General features: G+C 55.4%; 13 protein-coding genes and 1 pseudogene. 4 read left to right on the top strand and 10 right to left on the bottom strand.

Annotated features, from left to right (window positions below):
- Nucleotides 1-141 precede the first annotated feature (141 nt).
- Nucleotides 142-7137: pseudogene (locus tag Q1M04_RS14985) on the top strand (SpaA isopeptide-forming pilin-related protein); the annotation flags it as partial.
- A gap of 46 nt (nt 7138-7183) precedes the next feature.
- Here the strand turns inward: Q1M04_RS14985 and Q1M04_RS14990 are convergent.
- Complete coding sequence (locus Q1M04_RS14990; protein ID WP_300347002.1) at nt 7184-7636, bottom strand: hypothetical protein; 453 nt, start codon at nt 7634-7636, stop codon at nt 7184-7186.
- 85 nt (nt 7637-7721) lie between these two features.
- Between Q1M04_RS14990 and Q1M04_RS14995 the strand changes: the two genes are divergently transcribed.
- Nucleotides 7722-7895 carry a hypothetical protein gene (locus Q1M04_RS14995; protein ID WP_300347000.1) on the top strand — a complete coding sequence of 58 codons (174 nt, stop codon included), beginning with the start codon at nt 7722-7724 and terminating at the stop codon, nt 7893-7895.
- Here the strand turns inward: Q1M04_RS14995 and Q1M04_RS15000 are convergent.
- Nucleotides 7885-8130 (bottom strand): hypothetical protein, encoded by a 246-nt coding sequence (locus tag Q1M04_RS15000; protein WP_300346998.1) that lies wholly within the window; start codon nt 8128-8130, stop codon nt 7885-7887. The two genes, Q1M04_RS14995 and Q1M04_RS15000, sit on opposite strands and share 11 nt — an antisense overlap.
- 136 nt (nt 8131-8266) lie before the next feature.
- Here Q1M04_RS15000 and Q1M04_RS15005 point away from each other — a divergent pair, with 136 nt between their 5' ends.
- The gene (locus Q1M04_RS15005) at nt 8267-8830 is read left to right on the top strand and encodes an HD-GYP domain-containing protein (protein ID WP_300448563.1); all 564 of its coding nucleotides are present in this window, start codon (nt 8267-8269) and stop codon (nt 8828-8830) included.
- Nucleotides 8831-8990: 160 nt separating this feature from the next.
- On the opposite strand, the gene Q1M04_RS15010 is transcribed toward Q1M04_RS15005, so the two are convergent.
- The 7 genes from Q1M04_RS15010 to Q1M04_RS15040 form a co-directional block, all read right to left on the bottom strand.
- A complete protein-coding gene (locus Q1M04_RS15010; RefSeq protein ID WP_300346995.1) occupies nt 8991-10397 on the bottom strand; it encodes a DUF4179 domain-containing protein in 1407 nt (468 codons plus the stop codon).
- 14 nt (nt 10398-10411) lie between these two features.
- The gene (locus tag Q1M04_RS15015) at nt 10412-10873 is read right to left on the bottom strand and encodes a sigma-70 family RNA polymerase sigma factor (protein WP_300346993.1); all 462 of its coding nucleotides are present in this window, start codon (nt 10871-10873) and stop codon (nt 10412-10414) included.
- 145 nt (nt 10874-11018) lie between these two features.
- Nucleotides 11019-11495, bottom strand: a complete 477-nt coding sequence (locus tag Q1M04_RS15020) for a hypothetical protein (RefSeq protein WP_300346991.1) — start codon at nt 11493-11495, stop codon at nt 11019-11021.
- A 49-nt stretch (nt 11496-11544) separates the two neighbouring features.
- Nucleotides 11545-12840: a hypothetical protein gene (locus tag Q1M04_RS15025; RefSeq protein ID WP_300346989.1), complete on the bottom strand. Its 1296-nt coding sequence runs from the start codon at nt 12838-12840 to the stop codon at nt 11545-11547.
- 41 nt (nt 12841-12881) lie between these two features.
- Nucleotides 12882-13286, bottom strand: a complete 405-nt coding sequence (locus Q1M04_RS15030) for an MmcQ/YjbR family DNA-binding protein (RefSeq protein ID WP_300346987.1) — start codon at nt 13284-13286, stop codon at nt 12882-12884.
- Between the two features lie 21 nt (nt 13287-13307).
- The gene (locus Q1M04_RS15035) at nt 13308-13436 is read right to left on the bottom strand and encodes a hypothetical protein (protein WP_300346985.1); all 129 of its coding nucleotides are present in this window, start codon (nt 13434-13436) and stop codon (nt 13308-13310) included.
- Nucleotides 13437-13459: 23 nt separating this feature from the next.
- The gene (locus tag Q1M04_RS15040; RefSeq protein ID WP_300346983.1) at nt 13460-14488 is read right to left on the bottom strand and encodes a virulence RhuM family protein; all 1029 of its coding nucleotides are present in this window, start codon (nt 14486-14488) and stop codon (nt 13460-13462) included.
- Nucleotides 14489-14827: 339 nt separating this feature from the next.
- Between Q1M04_RS15040 and Q1M04_RS15045 the strand changes: the two genes are divergently transcribed.
- Nucleotides 14828-16072: a C39 family peptidase gene (locus tag Q1M04_RS15045; protein ID WP_300346981.1), complete on the top strand. Its 1245-nt coding sequence runs from the start codon at nt 14828-14830 to the stop codon at nt 16070-16072.
- A 245-nt stretch (nt 16073-16317) separates the two neighbouring features.
- On the opposite strand, the gene Q1M04_RS15050 is transcribed toward Q1M04_RS15045, so the two are convergent.
- The gene (locus Q1M04_RS15050) at nt 16318-17037 is read right to left on the bottom strand and encodes a DUF3800 domain-containing protein (RefSeq protein ID WP_300346978.1); all 720 of its coding nucleotides are present in this window, start codon (nt 17035-17037) and stop codon (nt 16318-16320) included.
- Nucleotides 17038-17249 lie beyond the last annotated feature (212 nt).

Here is a 17249-nt window from a genome sequence, read left to right on the forward strand (position 1 = left end):
ATTGGGACAGTTACGATATGGAAGAAAAGAAAAAGGTTGCACGGATATTCATTGATAAGGTCATTGTAAAGGATGGAGATATACACGTAATTATGAAATAATTGGAAATTTTTGTTAGTTTTCTTTTATATATTTACCTTTCCCAATAATGGCAGCAACACGGTTACGGTTACTTTCCGGGACAGCACGACCATCACCGGAGAGGGCAGTATCCGCAAAGTGGACGCTGACGACCCGACGAAGGGTCTGGCCGGGGCTATCATCAAAATCACCGGCGTAGACAATAACTTCTCCGGCACCTTCATGTCCCGCGAGGGCGGCTACCTCACCGACGTGCCCTGGGACACCATGCCCGTCGGAAGCTATGTGGCGGAGGAGGTCACTCCGCCGGAGAATTATAGCCTCAGCCCGGACCCCGCCAAGGTCAGGCAGACCTTTATGTGGGATGGAAAGTCCGATGTGGCTCTCATCTTCGAGAATGACAGCAAGGTCAGAATCAAGCTCATGAAGCTGGACGATTCCAACAATCCCCTCCCTGGTGCGGTGTTCAATGTTTTGAGGGATGGGCAAATCATCGGCACCGAGGCTACCAAGGAAGATGGCTCCATCACGGTGACGGACGTGACTGAGGGTATGTATGCCTTCGTTGAGGTCTCCGCGCCGTCCCCCTTCGCCAAGCTGACGGAACCGGTGTTTGCCCACGTTGACCAAGCCACCATCAACGGCGGTGGCACCGTCACCGTTTCGGCGGCGGACAAGAAGCTGCCTAACCTCACGATCTTGAAGCGGGACGCCAAGACCGGGGATGTGATCCCCGGGGCTCACTTTGAAATCAAGGGCATCCACCTTGGCTACCACAATGACATAACTACTGGCCCGGACGGCAAGGCCACGCTGACCGCCATCCCCTCGGACAGCTATGAAGTGACGGAGAAGTCCGTCCCGGACCCCTGGGTCGTCGGCGACGAACCCACCCAGACGATCTGGCTGGAGGCCGGAGACAGCAAGGAGCTGATTTTTGACAACCTGAAACAGCCCCTGCTCAAAATCTCGAAGGTCGAGAAGGGCACCAACAAAAAAATCCCCGGCACCGTCTTCCTGCTGGAAGCCATCGACGGAGATTATCGCCACGAGGTAACTACCGAGGCCAACGGTTCCGCAGAGCTGCGGGTCGTTCCTGGCTCCTATAAGATCACGGAGCAGTCCGTCCCGGAGCCCTACTACATCAGCGACGAACCCACGCAGACCATCTCCCTCAACGGCGGCGATGAAAAAGAGGTCATCTTCCAAAATCTCAAGAAGCCCGAATTGACCCTCTCGAAAATCGACGCCGACACGAAGGAGCCCATCCCCGGCACTGTGCTGAGGGTGGAGGCCATCAACGGCGACTATCAGGACGATTGGACCACCGGGCCCGACGGTAAAGTGACGAAATACGTTGTTCCCGGAACGTACCGGGTCACGGAGATTTCCGTTCCGTCGCCCTGGTTCCTGCCGGATAAGGACGCCGACCGGGTGCAGACCATCAGCCTGAACCCCGGCGATGTGAAGGAGCTGGTGTTCCGCAACCGCAAGGAGCCCCAGATCACGATCTTCAAGGAGGATTCTGTCGCTGGGGCGCCGGTTGAGGGCGCGAAATTCCATGTGACCTACACTTCCAACGGTGAAGCCTCCGACGCCCCCGCTTCCGCGGACTACGGCTACCTGTTCACAGATGCCAACGGTGAGATCAAGCTCCACGAGCAGGGCAAAAAGCTCTACCCCGGTGAGTACACCATCACCGAGGTGGCTCCGGCCCCTGGATTCCAGATGAAGGAACCCACTACGCAAACCGTCATTCTCCACGGAAACGAGAGCAAAACTGTGACCTTCCAGAATGAGCCCCTGAACGCGATTATCGTCGAGAAATATGACAGTGTGTCCCACGAGGCCCTGCCCGGCTGCACCTTCCAGCTCCGCTTCCTTGGCGGCACCAGTGGCACCGGCGGCACGGTCATCGGCCAGAAGGTGACCGGGAAAAACGGCACCTGTATCTGGACCGGGCTAAAAAGTGGGACCTATATCGTCGAAGAGGTCGATCCCGCCGACGGGTACACCATCATCAACTCCTCCGAAACGGTATACCTGGCCGACAGCGGTGAGCAGAGCGTTGTCACGGTCCGCTTTGACAATGCGCCGGACGGAAATCTGCTGATCCGCAAGGTCTGCGCTGTCAATCCCAGCATCACCCTCCAGGACGCCGAGTTCAAAGTCACCTATGCAGACGGAACGCTCATCGGTGATTCCAACGGCATCTACCGGAGCGATGAAAACGGCGAAGTGCGGATCTCTGGGCTGAAGCCCGGAAAGAGCGTCGTCGTGACTGAGGTCCGGGCCCCGGACGGATTCATCATCGACACGCAGTCCCAGACCATCCAAATCAAGGAGGGCCGCACGGTCACTTTGACCTTCAAGAACCAACCCAAGGGAAAATTGATCATCCAGAAACGGGACAGTATCAGCGGCCAGCCCCTCCCCGGCGCTCAGTTCCGCTTGACCACGGCGGCAGGCTGTGAGGTCGGCCTGGACGGCGTGATCGGTTCCGCCACCCTTACCCAAAACGGCGTTTTCACCACGGACAGCAACGGCGAAATCCGGGTATCCAATCTCGCTCCCGGGGCGCTGATTTTGACTGAGGTAAAAGCGCCGGCGGGTTATGTCATGGACGCGCCCAGTACCAATATCATGATTGGGCCCAACGGGGATACCCAAACCGTGATCGTGACTAATACCCCCAAGGGCGGACTCGTGGTCGAGAAATATGACAAGATCACAAAGCAGCCTCTGGCGGGCGCACGGTTCAAAATTGTCTACTCCAATGGCGAACTGCTGCCGGACAACGAGGGCCTGACTTCCTCCAACGGCCTCTATACCACTGACCAGAACGGCCAGATCGTGATTTCCAAGGTCCTGCCCGGCACGCTGGTGGTAACTGAGGACAAGGCCCCGGACTTTTACCAGAAGGACCCCACTCCGCAGACGGTAGTGGTCAATGCCGCGGACACCCAGACCCTCCGCTTCTACAACGACCCCCTCTGCACCCTGACCATCCTGAAGCGGGACGCGGTGACGCACAAGCCCCTCGCGGGAGGGCAGTTCCTGGTCCAGTACAGCGACGGTCATGTGGTCGGCCCCAACAATGGACTTTACACCACCGGGACTGATGGTACCGTGACGGTTTCCGGCCTGCGGCCCAATGCCACCATCATGGTTTCTGAGCAGAAAGCGCCGAAGGGTTATATTCTGGATCAGACTCCGAAGAATATCGTGGTGCGCTCCGGCGTAGCCAACGGCCTGATCTTTGATGACCAGCCCGGGACCACCCTCATCATCCAGAAATTCATCGAGGGTACCGAGAACGAGCCTCTGAGCGGTGTTGGGTTCAAGGTTACGGACGGCGCTGGAGCGGCGGTCGGTCCTGACGACGGAACCTATTACACGGACAAGGCTGGCGAAATCGTCCTCAGCGGCATCGAGCCGGGAACCACGGTGAAGGCCCGCGAGATCAAGACGGTGGACGGCTTTGTCCTTGACGGCACGCCCCAGGACATCCTGATCAAGGGCGGCGAGGTCCAGCGTTTGACCTTCTGGAACAAACGCGCCGGAACCCTCATCATCGAGAAACTGGATTCCGTCACCAAGGCCCCCTTGGCCGGCGCACGATTCAAGGTCCTCTACGCCGACGGGCGGGTAGTGGATACCGAGGGCGGCAAGCTGTCCTCCAATGGTATCTATCACACCGATTCCAACGGCCAGATCAAAATTACCAACGTCGTCGGAACCCTTGTCGTCACGGAGGAAAAATGCCCGGACGGCTACGTCATGGGCTCCAATGACAAGAGCCAGACCGTCGTGGTCAATCCCCAGGACACGCAGACCCTGCGCTTCTACAATGATCCTATGTGCTCCCTCACTCTCACGAAACTGGATTCTGTCACAGGGAAACCCGTACCCAACACGGAATTTACGGTCAAAGACGGGGACGGGAATATTCTGGGCCGCTATGTCACCGGGAAGGACGGGACCGTCGTGGTGACGGGCCTCATCCCCAATTCCACGGTGGTGGTTTCCGAATCCCGCGTCCCGAACGGCTATGTCCTCAATACGACGCCCAAGACCATCATCGTGAAAAATGGCTCCGGCAACAGCTGGACCAGCGGAGGCAACTCCTCCGGCGGAAGCAGCTCCGGCAGCGGCTCCAGCGGAGGAAACTCCGGTGGAAATGACCTCACCTTTGAAAACGACCCCAAGATGACCCTGACCATCCACAAATACATTGAGGGCACCGCCAATGAGCCTCTGGCCGGCGTAGCCTTCAAGGTGGTGGACGGCTCCGGCAAGCCTCTGAATCCCGATGGAGGCGTCTACTACACCAACAACGCGGGCGAGATCGTGCTGGATGGGCTGGAGCCTGGGACCACCATCACCGCCCAGGAGATCAAGACCGTGGACGGCTATGTGCTGGATGGACGGCCCCAGAGCATCAAGATCGAGGCTGGCAAGGCGCAGAATTTGACCTTCTGGAATAAGCCCGCCGGTTCTCTCGTCATTCGGAAGCTGGATAAGCAGTCCGGCAAGCCCCTGGCGGGTGTGGAGTTTGAGATGATCTACTCCGAGGGCGGCTATGTGGATACGGACAACAGGCATCTATCCTCCAAGGGCCTCTACACCACCGATGACCACGGAGAAATCCATATCTCCGGCATCGTCGGGACCGTCGTGGTCAAAGAGACTCGGCCTCTGCCCGGCTACACCATCGAACCGGGCAGAGAGAGCCAGACCATCACGGTGAATCCGCAGGAAACGCAGACCCTGACGTTCTACAACATTCCGGCGAACACGCTCACCATCGAGAAGTACCTGGAGACTGAGACCGGCAACGAACCCTTGAAGGGCGTTACCTTCCTGGTCACGGATTCCTCCGGCGCATTCGTGGGGAACAGCAACGGCGAATACACCACGGATGAAAACGGCTGCGTGGTCATCCCGGGCCTCACTCCCGGAATCACCGTCACCGCAAAGGAGATCAAGGTCCCGGAGGGCGTGGTGCTGGACAGCGCGCCGAAGTCCATCCTCATCAAGGAGGGTGAGGCGCAGGTCCTCCGCTTCACCAACAAAATGGCGGGAACCCTCGTCATCAAGAAACTGGACAAGCTGACGAACAAGCCGCTGGCGGGGGTTGAGTTTGAATTGACCTACGCGGAAGGCGGTTATGTGGACGCCGCCAATGGGCACCTCTCCAGCAACGGCCGCTATACCACCAATGACGCCGGAGAAATCCGCATCAGCGGGGTCACCGGCACCATCGTGGTCAAGGAGGTAAAGTGTTTGCCGGGCTACACCATCGACCCGGCCACGCAGACCCAGACCGTCAAGGTGAATCCGGCGGATACCCAGACCTTGACCTTCTACAACGTACCTGGGACTACCCTCACGATCCAGAAGCTGGTGACGGGCACCAAGGACCAGCCCCTGGCCGGGGTCGAGTTCCTTATCACCGACAGCAGCGGCGCCTACGTCGGGCCCAACCAGGGTATCTACCGGACCGACGAATATGGCCGCATCACGCTTTCCGGCTTAAAGCCCGGAACGGTCATCACCGCCAAGGAGACCAAGACGGTGGACGGGTTCGTGCTGGACGGGACGCCCAAGAGCATCGAGATCAAGGAGGGCGAGGGCCAGACCCTCACTTTCTATAATGCCCCTGTGGGCGGTCTGGAGCTCATCAAGGTCAGCGCCAGCGACGAAACCAAGCGCATTCCCGGCGTCACCTTTGAGATCAGAGGGATGGACGGCGCTCTCATTGAAACCGTCACCACGGGAGAGAACGGCCGGGTCCATGTTGACCTGGATGCCGGTGACTACTCCGCCGTGGAGCTGAAAGCCGCCGAGGGCTTCAAGATTGATGCCACGCCCCACTATTTCACCATCCGGGACAATGAGACCACCACCCTCACCGTGACCAACGCCCCCTTCTCGGGAATCATCATTCATAAAATCAACTCCGTCACCGGAGATGGAATTTATGACGTGAAATTCCTTCTGTATGATGAAAATAAGAACCCCATCGGAGAATACACAACGGACAACGAGGGTTATATCTACATCGACGACCTGACTGTCCAGGGCAAGGGCCGCCTGTACCTCCGTGAGCTGGAGGCCGCTCCCGGCTACGAGCTGGACAAGGAGTACAAGACCATCTATGTCCAGCCCGGCAAGACCATCGAAATCGAGTGGGAGAACACCCCTATCACCGGACAGATCCAGGTGATGAAGTACGCCGCCGAGTATAATGAGGTCACGGGCACTCCGGCGGGAACGCCCCTCCAGGGCGCGGTCTATGAGATCAGCGACCCCCGCAGCAACAAAGTGGTGGACTACATCACCACGGACGCCAGGGGCATCGCCGCCTCCAAGCCGCTCCCCCTGGGCCGTTACAAAATCAAAGAGGTAACTGCTCCGGCCTACTGGCAGGTCAGCAAAACCGTATTTGATGAAACGCTGGAGTATTCCGGCCAGATCATCAAGGTCAGCGACTACGACAAACCCGCCGGGCTGGGCGTTACTATCACGAAGCGGGGTAACGCTGAAGTGCTGGCGGGGAACCAGATGCGCTACGATTTTACCATTGCGAATACCAGCAACGTGGCGCTGGAGGAATTCTACTGGCATGATCGGATTCCCACCGACGCCGCCCGGGCCATGGTCATCAGCACCGGCACCTACAGTGCCCGGCTGAACTACCGGATTCTGTACAAGACCAATTACTCCGGCACCTATCAGGTCCTGGCGTCCAATCTGATCACCACCAGCGCCTACTCCTTCAGCCTGAGCGCGATTCCCACCCAGGCCGGAGAAGTTGTTACCGACGTCTACTTCGACTTCGGCAAAGTCCCCGTGGGCTTCCAGTCTACCAGCAATCCCACCCTGACCGTCGCCGTCAGCGGCACGGCGGCCAACGGCTATCAGCTCGTCAACCGGGCCGACGCCGGAGGCAAGTATCAGGGCACTTGGCAGACGGCCCAGGGCTCCTGGGTCACGGTGATCCGCAGACTTACCACCCCCAGCATCCCCAAGCTCCCCAAGACCGGCTATTAAGCCAAAAGGGGGCGGATCCGAAGGGCCGCCCCCTTTTACCATCTTGCTATAGTTGTTCGATTAAATCCAAAGATATTTGATTATCTTCGCCAGGATGGAAGGTGTGTATCCACTCATTTTCTTGAAAAGTTCCGGGGCGGCCCTCTTCAATTCCATTCAATAATTCGGTGGCCTGCGGAATGATATACTCAGCAAAAACTGTATTCCAATAAGGTATCTGGCCTGTGTAGCGAGAATCCAGAAACTCGTCCTGCGTTTGAGGACCGCGCTCTCCTCCCCACCAGACAAAATAACAGCCCTTTGGGAAAATGGGACCATTCTTCTGGCCTGGGAACCATGTCTTTATATCTTTTTTGAGTCGTGCGACCTCAAATATATCAAGCTCCGCATACTCCAACCCATTCTCTGATGTATCGGCCGCTGCTTTGTTAAGCATCTTGCACAGACGAATCATATCTCGTTTTGTGTCGCAAAATATCAGACTTTCTTGATGCCCCATAATTCACCTCAATCACTAAACGGTGGTTTATTTCATGCTTTCATTATATCAAGATTTTCTTTGATATGCAAGAAAGGAACAAGAAATGGATCGTATTATTTTGGAGCGTTCAGCGCTTTTGATTGAACGGGCCGACGTTCCCCGGGCCTTCCCGTCACAAAACCCGGCGGGTTCGATTGAAGCGGCTGTTATGGAACAGCGGATTTTTTCGGCATTTTTGGCGGGCTTGTTCTTGGGCAGTTCCTCAATTAAACGTTGAAATTCAGCTGTCGGTAATAGCCGTCATAGACGCGAGAGATGGGCTTGTCCGCAATTTCTGGCCTATCTGGTCCATAGAGCAGGCGACCCAGCTTGTAGCTGACGCCGTTGATGTAGACGCTCTCTCCAGCACTGTGACTGCCATGCCGCGTCAGCCAGTCCAGGGCCTCCCGAACAGTACAGCCCCGCCGCAGCTCGCCACGCTCGTCCCAAAGGGGATCATAATTCACTTCCATGACACAACATCCTCCGCTGACTTTTTTCGCAACTGCTAGATATTGTAGCTGGATACTGATGGAAAAGCAATGGCAGAAAGAGAGAAAAAGAAGCGGACTTTTCGTGACAATTCAGACTTGACAGGAGGAAACTGTTTTGAATAGTACACCGCACAGCGCACAATTTCGGAACCTTACGAAGCGTCTGCTCCTAGTGTTTTCCAGCGATGAAGCCATTCCGCGAATGTCTGCGCAGGACATCGACCACTACTCCGAGCTGGCCCTGTTCCATGACATTGGGAAGCGGGCCATCCCCCAGGCGATTTTGAATAAGCCCAGCTCGTTGACTCCGAAGGAGTTCTCCATCATGAAGTCCCACACCACAGAGGGCTGCCGCCTCTTGGCGGAAGACCCGGCCCTCTCCAGCCGGGAGGATTTTCATTTGATCTGCGACGTCTGCCGCCATCACCACGAGCGCTGGGACGGCGGCGGCTACCCAGACGGGCTGTCCGGCCGCCATATTACTCCTTGGGTTCAAGTGGTGGGCTTGGCCGATGCTTTTGACGCACTGATCCATCCCAGGCCCTACAAGCCGGCATATCTCTGGACACAGGCTGCTTCCATGATTGCGGACGGAGCCTGCGGCGCATTTGCCCCGGACCTCCTGCTCTGCTTTCGCTTTAACATCGGCGAAATCTACTCCGGCGTCTATTTGGAGTGAGCGATAATTACGGCAGAACCTGTTTGCCGTGAGCAAAACGATTCTATTGCCAGGTCGCGGGGACACCTACAAAATTGGAGTTACAAACGCCTCCTAAAGAATTTGCGCCTGGAACCATCATGCTGGAGCAATGGAAGGCAGAAGCTCCTCTGAGGGTTTATCATTCAGTTGTCAGCGGCACCCGAACAGGCTCGACATACTCGGCTACGCTGGTATAGCTCAATTCCAGTTCCACAGCGTCCCAGGAGTAGTTGTCCAGGTAAAAGACCTCTTTGTGTTTGGCTTCTCCATCGTCGCTGTCCTCGGCATCCACGCGAATGGTAGACACCTGATGCCATTTATGCTCGCCGCCCTCCGGGTCCCAATAGGTGTGGGAAAAGCTCTGGGCAAACTGCTCCCGCAGTTTTGGCGACAGGATCGTAAGCTCCACGCCGGTTCCGACGGGGTGAACATCCACAAGCTCCACACCCGCAGGCAGGCCGGTGGCCTCGCCGCTGGTCAGATCCACAACCACATGGGGCGCATCCTTGTCCAGCCACTCCGCCTTATCAACGCACAGGGTCAGTCCCTTGGGTGGGTCGTAGTAGAAGCTCTGGAAATAGTAGGTGAGCTGAGATGGGGATTCCAGTGTGCTGCTGGAAACCAGAGAGCCGTCCTTATCATCATACCGGTGGCCGGACTGGTCTTCAAACCAGAATTTCAGCGATTTGAGCCAGGCGGTGTTGGCCTGATCCTCGCCCAGATAGAGGATGGTGCGGGTGGGCGTGTATTCCAGCCGCTCCACCTGGATGCGCTGTCCATCCAGTTCCATCCAGTGGTTCACCGGGACAGTGATGGGCCGGGCGATGCGGTTCATATCCAGGGCCACATCAAAGGTAAAGCACAGCACGCCGGGGTCATTTCTCGGATCGGCCCAATTCTCCATAGACTCGCCCAAGGATGCCTGTGGAGCAGCGGGCGCGGCTGGTGTCTCCGGCTGTTTCTCCGCACGGAAATACATGTTGATGGTGAATCGCTCAGGCAGGTCGCTCGGTGCGCTGAAGGAGAGGATCATGGATTCCATGCCGTTTGATTGCCCGCTCATATCCCCTTTGGCAATGGATGTGGAGTAAGAGGCGGCAATATGATCCCCGTTTTCATCAAGCAGCTTCGGGCTGGTATAGAATCTGCCCCCATCTATTGAGTAGACGAATACCATCTGGTGCTGATCCACAATGGCGTATCCCAGGTCTACCTTGACCCCATCCACCGTCTGAGACTGCCCAATATACTGCACATAGTCGTGGGCAACTGCGGCGGACAGGCTGGGGGAGAACGCAACAGCGGCGGCCAGCTCCCGGATGACAGGTACTCCGGCACAGGCCAGGGCAAAGGTGGGGAAAACGTTCACCATCAGCACAAAGCAGGCGGCGACCGAGGCAATGGTCCCGAGGGGAGCGGAGAAGCGGCGGAGCATCCTGGAGCGCCGAGCGCGCTTTCGGGCACGCTGCATACTGTCCTCCAGTTGCTTAGGAGGCGAGGCCAATTCGTTCATCATGGCCTGAAATTCTACAGTTCGATTTTCCATCTGACAACCTCCTTCTATTCGTCAGTCAGCTCCAGCCGGAGCAGGGATAGGGCCTTCTTCTGGCGGGTGGAGACAGTACCCCGTGGAATATCCAGGGCCTGCGCCGTCTCCTCCAGGGTGAGGCCGGTGAAGTAGCGCAGGATGATTACTTCCCGCAGATCCTTTGGCAAACGGCGCAGCGCCTCCTTCAAGGGCAGGGCGTCAAATTCCTCCTGAGCCGTTTCGGGCAGTTCGGCCACGGCCAGCTCCCGCTTGCGCCGGCGCAGTTCACTGTTGCAGACATTGATCAGGATGCGGGTAAGCCAGGTATCGAAAAACTCCGGCTGCCGCAGCTTCGAGTAGGCCAGGAAGCCCTTGTAGAACGCTTCATCCACTGCATCCACAGCATCGGAAGGACTGCCCAAGTAGACTGCTGCGGTGCGGTAGAGCTGTTCTTTTAAGGATTCCGCCCGGCGGATGTACTCCTGTTCGGTCAAATGTCCTCCCTCCTTTCTGTCTATTAGACGCACAGCTGGCTGGTTTTGCCTTTATCTATCAAAAGTTTTCTGGAGGCATATCAAAAGACGGAAGACGTTTTGACGTGTCTCCCGTCTTAAAGGATTTGCAGATGGGGTAGATGAATCAATGAAACAGGTCTGCACACCTGTAAATATCCTTTTCTAAAAAATCATAGATACTATTTGAAAAAGGCGAAAGTCTATTGTAAATCTTGTTTTGGAAATACAGTATTCCAGTTTCATCTACCAGCCAATCCCCCATTATGTCATATCCTATTCCGATATAGACAGCACGCTTTCCAATCTTCTGACTCACTGCCTCTAGTTCTGGGTATACAGAGGCATCGTAATTAAAAAAATCGAACTCAATGGCAGAACAGGATGAACCAACACCAAGTTTTGAGCACTGATTCTTGATTACTATTCCATCCAAAGCATCAATAATTTCTTTGGCACTTTCAAATATAGCGTCTGGTGGGACTTGTGGCGGAAATCTCCAATCAAGATGCGATAAATGCTTTTGTAAAAGGCCCTTATAGGATGGTGTCCATCCAGCGCCAATTAAAAGACTGTTTGATGCTAACCGCGTATAATCCAGCATTTAGTTGACTCTCCCAAATCTATTCTCTATTCTGCTTATACGAGTTTTTCTAATCCCAAAAGCTGTGAGCGATCTGTGTCAGATAGTCCTGGGCGCTGCCATGAACGCTGGAAGGCTCCTCCAGGATCACGAAATAGTCAATGAAAAAGGCTTCCACATCCGGGTCGCCCTTCAGTTCCGCCAGAACTTGGAACGCCTCCGTTTTCAGGCTGCAATGCGCATCCCCGACAGCGGCACACCGGAGAGCGGTGTCCTTTAAGCGGGGATCGCCACGGCTCCGCAGAACCACCAGCGCCCCACGCAGCTGGGGCCGGTAGAGGCCGGGGTCTGTCAGCCAGGTTTCCAGTTCCCTGTCCGTGGGATAGCCGATCTCCGCCGCCGACACCAGGGCATACCCCTCGGCGGTAGGATAGCGATTCCCGGCGGCCAACAGCGCCTCCGGCAGCTCTGCGTCTTCCAGACGACCCTCCGGCAAAGGGCCGGAGCCTTTGGTGTACCGCCAAGGTTCCTTCGGCAGCTTCACGCCGCTGATGTCCTCAACAGGAACCACAATAGGGCCGAAGCAGGCTGACTGTTTCGGATTGTCAAGCCGGTAATATCCCAGCGGCAACACCGTCAGGCAGGGCAGGGTTCGGCCCAACAGGGCGGCGGCAGCCGCTTTGTGGTGTCCGTCCAGCAGCACCGACATTCCCCCTGCCCCCACATAGAGGGCGATCCCATGGGGCAGGGAGCCATCCTGCTGGAAGCGTGTTCTGTAATACTCCACCCGCTCCATATCCAGCCGCGACCGCCGCTGGGAGGGGTAGAGGAACACTGGAGGCAGACATTCGTAGTTGTAGTCGTAGTCATCATCAACGAGACAGACAAGGGCGGTGGCAGAACAAATTTTCAGACGGTCAGGCACGTCCCAAAAGAATTGTCCATCGCCGTCTGTGGGGTAGGCGTCGCTCTCAGCCAGCACGTAGACACCTTCTGGCAGAAGTTCCAGCAGGGGCGACAGGGCGGGAACGGCGTCCTCCAGCCGGGCAAAGCCGCCGTTGAGGGTTTCGCGCAGGGCATCCAGTTCCGGGCACTCCGCTGTGTCCAAGCCCCAGCCGGTGCAAAGCCGGCTTTCGCTGGTCTCCCATGCGGCAAAATGCCCTGACAGCAGCGGTGTGCTTCGAAGAGTGAGGCAGCGGGCCGATTCATAATAGTCCGCCTCTGGCGGCAAGGCGCGGGTTTCCCAGCGCAAAGCGCCGTTCCCGCGAACATGGAGCAACAGAGCATTTCGGTACCAGGGCTGTCCGGTCAAATCAATTTTCGTGGGGAGGATGCGAACGGCCTCCCGGCTCCAGGGCATTTTCATGGCTGCGCTCCTCCTAACCCGGTTCGCCCAGCATATCGGGCTTATTCCCCCGCTGGCTGAGGACGCTTCTTCCGCCGTTTGGGCGCAACGCTGTCATAGCTCAGTTCCAGCAGTGGGATGATCTGATCGTCAGAAACGGAATTGTCCAGGACAATGGAGATCCAGTGGTTCTTGTTCATGTGATACGCCGGGAGAAACCCTTTTGTGGCAAGCAGGGAACCGATCATCATGGAACTGCATTTGATGTCCATTACATCAAGGACTTCTTCCCCTGCCAAGTCCAGCTTTTTCGGAAGGACACGCATCAGGGCAGCATACCACTTTTTGCTGGCAGGGTGGCGGAAAATCGCATTGCCCGGGCTGTCGGCCCAGAGGTATTCCGCCTCAGTCCCGTAGGTGTCCTGTATGTACTGCGTGATCCGCTCACGCTGCGATGAATGGGCCATTTTATATCTCCCTCGGCTCCTTCAGCCGCTCTTCATATTCCTGCCGCTCCGCTTCATCCGCCGGACGGTGTGCTTGCCGCAGTCGGGGCATCGCTCCGGCTCTGCGGCACGGTGGAAGAGGAAGTGGCAGTTGTCACAAGCATAAACCATCTATTTATCATCTACAGTCTTTGTTATTCTGGCGCATCAGAAATATCTGTGGCCTCAATCAGCCGGTCAAAGTCGCTCTGGTAGAGCTGATCCTGGATAATGCGGTATTGCTCAAATTCACTCTCGGCAAAGGCTTTCGCAATAGCGGCTGTCACTTTCCCCTTGTCCTGCAAGACCTCTTCCCCATTGAACTGTAAAAAAGCATCTAGCTTGGTCGCCCAGTCAGCCATAGTCATTGGGATATGCCGCCTCGCCTGCCGGGTGGCATAGTCCAAATACATGGTGACGATCTCATTCAGCTCCTGCACTTCCTCTTGGAAGAGATAGTTTTTTGCGACGGATACATCAGCCTTTACGATTTTACCGTTCGGAGCATTTTTCCAGGAGGTCAGGCCCATATACGGCTTGGTATGGTCGGCGCGATCCATAATGACCTCCTCCGCTGTGCTGCCGTGGGCCGCATAGTGCATTTTGTTCTGGACGGAGGCAAAGAAATCCTTCGTAATTTTGCTGTCCAGGGAATAGTCAACCGCCGTGGCGTAGATGTCGGTGATCTTTTGGTAGAAGCGCCGCTCGCTTGCCCTGATTTCCTGGATCTCGGAGAGCAGGTGGTCGAAATAATCCTGATCGAAGATCTGTCCGTTGATCAGCCGGGGCTTGTCCAGCACATACCCCTGCTTCGTGAACGTCTCCAGTACGTTGGTGGCCCACTGGCGGAACTGCGTGGCCCGCTGGGAGTTGACCCGGTAGCCCACAGCGATGATGGCGGGCAGGGAGTAGAACTTATAGCGGTACGTTTTTCCGTTGTCCGCAACTTGTGCAAAAAATGCACAAGTTGAATTTTCCTCCAACTCACCATCCGCAAATATCTTTTTGAGATGTTTAGTGACTACGCTCCGGTCTATATCAAAGAGCTGGCCGATGGCTTTCTGTGTCAGCCATACGGTATCCTCCTGCACTCTTACCTCGATGCCGTTTTCTTCCGCATCCTTGGTAAAAACCAGAAAGTCAACGGTACTGTTGCGGATTTGAAGTTTTTTCCCTTCACCCATGGTATTGTCCTCACAATATATTTTCAAATTTCTATCCTATTATAGCAAAACGGCTCTCGATTTACAAGGTATCCAAAACAGAAGCAGAGGCTCATGCTTTCACATAAAAAAGCCTCTTATACCTTTGAAAAGGCGTGGGTTCCTCGACAGGTGCCTCCGCCTTTTCCATTTTAGCGTCCGGTCCCTTTATCATATAAAATCTACCAATCTGCAAGGAGGTATCCAAAACTGAACAACCAAGAAAAAAGCAGTCTGTCCCAAGCGGCCAGCACTGCTCAGACCATCCACGGGGCCATAAAGACCGGCAAGGCAATCTCCGCCGCCGCGAAGGGCGCGGCAGTGGGCGGGCCATACGGGGCCGCCGCAGGGGCTGCCCTGTATGCCGTGCAGCACGGTAAGAAGTTCCTCGCTGCCATCGCTGTTCTGCTCATGCTCCCGGTGCTGTTCGTCCTCATGCTGCCCTCCCTGATCTTCGGCGGCCTGACCAGCAGCGGCAGCGCCGGACAGCCCATCCTCAATGACAATGCCGCCATCGTCCAGAACACCAATAACATCGCCTTTGCGGTCAATCAGATTCTGGGCGAGGGCATTACTGATGCGGAGGCCCGGATTGCCCAGGACTTTGCCACCACTGGCGGCGATAATTACGAGGTCGTCAACCCCTACGCCTCCGACATGAGCAGCAACACCAACTCCTTTATCGCCCAATACTGCGCCGCCAAGGGCGAGACCTGGGACACCATCTCCCTGGCGGATATGCAGGCCGTTCTCCGGCAGGGCAAGAGCAGTCTCTACTCCTACACCCGCACCAGCGAGACCCGGACAGTTGAGGCTGATGATCCGAACACTCCTGATGTGGTGGAAACGAAAGAAGAGCTCTGGTACATCTATACCCTCCAATACAATGGAGAAGCGTATTTTGCCGATGCAGTATTCCACCTGACAGAGGCCCAGAAAGGACTGGCTGATGATTACGCCCAGAACCTCAGTCTATTCCTGGGCGATGGGATGTTCCAGTATACCGAATACAGCGGCGCTACCATTCCCTCCCTGGGGAATGTCCGCTTTACGGATGGCGTCACGGATGTGGTCTATTTCAACCAATTGGACCAGCAGTATGCCAATAAGCCCTATGGCACAGACAACATCGGCGGCTATGGCTGCGGCCCCACCTCTATGTCCATCGTGGTATCCTCTCTGACAGACGACATCGTTGACCCTGTGGAGATGGCGGAGTGGGCCTATAAGAACGGCGGCTGGTGCAGCAAAAGCGGTTCCTACCATTCCTTGATTCCTAACGCGGCCAAAGCGTGGGGGCTCCCAGTGGAGGGCTGTACAGCCTCCGAGCCGCAGCGTATCTTGGACGCTCTCGGCAGCGGCAAGCTGGTGGTTGCTATCATGACGAAAGGCCACTTTACTTCCGGCGGTCACTTCATCGTCCTGCGGGGAGTAAAGGGCGGGCAGATCCTGGTAGCAGACCCCGCCAGCTATAAGCGAAGCGAAAAAAGCTGGGACCTCTCCATCATTCTGAATGAGGCCAGCAAACGGGCCGGAGCGGGCGGGCCGTTTTGGATCATTGGGTAAGCCCTGTACAAAGCAAAAGGCACTCCATAGCTGGAGTGCCTCTCTAACAATGCCCCGGTCTGGCGCCAACACATAGCGCTTACAATCTCTTGCAGATTACGAGGACTTATCTTGTTACGTTCATTATAGCAAATATTCTAAGGGCTGTCAACGACCAAAATCATATTTATTGTTGCTGCCAAGCCACGGATGCAGGATTTCTCCCAAGCCAAAACTGGTACATTCCGTGGACTTATATGGCAGCATTATATAGTATGCCCGGTCACTTCTTTTATGTACGGCACCGGAAAATAGAACACCTTTCCATTGCAGAGCACCTTTCTCAGTAATTCAACATTGCTTTTCGCATCCGGGTCGTTTTTCTTATATGCGCGATAGAATGTATTTGCGACAAAATCCGCTAATTGGATCAGATAACGGTTTTTAGAGTCCAAGTAATGGACGGAAATGTCCCCTTCGCAAATGGGATTCTCTATGTTGTATTCGGTATTCAGATATTCCTCAAGCGTGAATTTCGCACCCGTTGCCACATTCCGTTCATCCACATACAAGGAAATCGCAGCTGCTTCTTTGAATTTACTGTGAACAACATAAGATTTGGATAAATACCGCGCAATCAAAAAGTTGAACGCACGGGAGGAATTTTGTTTTAGCCTAGCATCTGCGTGCTGCAAATCCAGGACAATAACCCCTATTTCCAAATTCTCACCGCATTTTTCAACGAGTGCGGAATAAATACTCTCTTTGCGTTTGTCGTTGATGTCAGATCCCTTGATTTCCCTTGTGGCACGAAGCAGATCCAGCTCTTTTTCCGTCAGTATTTTAAGCCGCTTTTTCTTAAATACTTTGTTCAAAAACTTCTCATTATCAGTGAAGATCAGCGCAACTACAAAGAAATCCGCATTTTGAAGCGGGCCCTTTATGATGCTCCCGGACTCATCCACAAACACATTTACACGTTCCATCCGTATACTCCCATCCTACTACGCTTGGGTTCTATTGTAGCACAATTTAGAAAAAACGCAAGAAAAACGGAGGTATTTGATGACAAGAAAATGTCAAGGGTTAAATGCAGAAAAATCTAAAATTGTTTTTTGTGCATTATTCACAAAAGCAATTCTACCCCCTCAATACCGGCCTCCTGGGCAAGCTCCAGCAATACCCGTCCGGCACACCT

This window comes from uncultured Oscillibacter sp. (assembly GCF_950073225.1).
Classification (GTDB): domain Bacteria; phylum Bacillota; class Clostridia; order Oscillospirales; family Oscillospiraceae; genus Oscillibacter.

What these genes read in the sequence shown, in the direction of transcription:
- Q1M04_RS14990 (WP_300347002.1), bottom strand. Translation starts at nt 7,636, where the DNA reads ATGGGGCATCAAGAAAGTCTGATATTTTGCGACACAAAACGAGATATG.
- Q1M04_RS14995 (WP_300347000.1), top strand. Translation starts at nt 7,722, where the DNA reads ATGGATCGTATTATTTTGGAGCGTTCAGCGCTTTTGATTGAACGGGCC.
- Q1M04_RS15000 (WP_300346998.1), bottom strand. Translation starts at nt 8,130, where the DNA reads ATGGAAGTGAATTATGATCCCCTTTGGGACGAGCGTGGCGAGCTGCGG.
- Q1M04_RS15010 (WP_300346995.1), bottom strand. Translation starts at nt 10,397, where the DNA reads ATGGAAAATCGAACTGTAGAATTTCAGGCCATGATGAACGAATTGGCC.
- Q1M04_RS15020 (WP_300346991.1), bottom strand. Translation starts at nt 11,495, where the DNA reads ATGCTGGATTATACGCGGTTAGCATCAAACAGTCTTTTAATTGGCGCT.
- Q1M04_RS15025 (WP_300346989.1), bottom strand. Translation starts at nt 12,840, where the DNA reads ATGAAAATGCCCTGGAGCCGGGAGGCCGTTCGCATCCTCCCCACGAAA.
- Q1M04_RS15030 (WP_300346987.1), bottom strand. Translation starts at nt 13,286, where the DNA reads ATGGCCCATTCATCGCAGCGTGAGCGGATCACGCAGTACATACAGGAC.
- Q1M04_RS15035 (WP_300346985.1), bottom strand. Translation starts at nt 13,436, where the DNA reads ATGGTTTATGCTTGTGACAACTGCCACTTCCTCTTCCACCGTGCCGCA.
- Q1M04_RS15040 (WP_300346983.1), bottom strand. Translation starts at nt 14,488, where the DNA reads ATGGGTGAAGGGAAAAAACTTCAAATCCGCAACAGTACCGTTGACTTT.
- Q1M04_RS15050 (WP_300346978.1), bottom strand. Translation starts at nt 17,037, where the DNA reads ATGGAACGTGTAAATGTGTTTGTGGATGAGTCCGGGAGCATCATAAAG.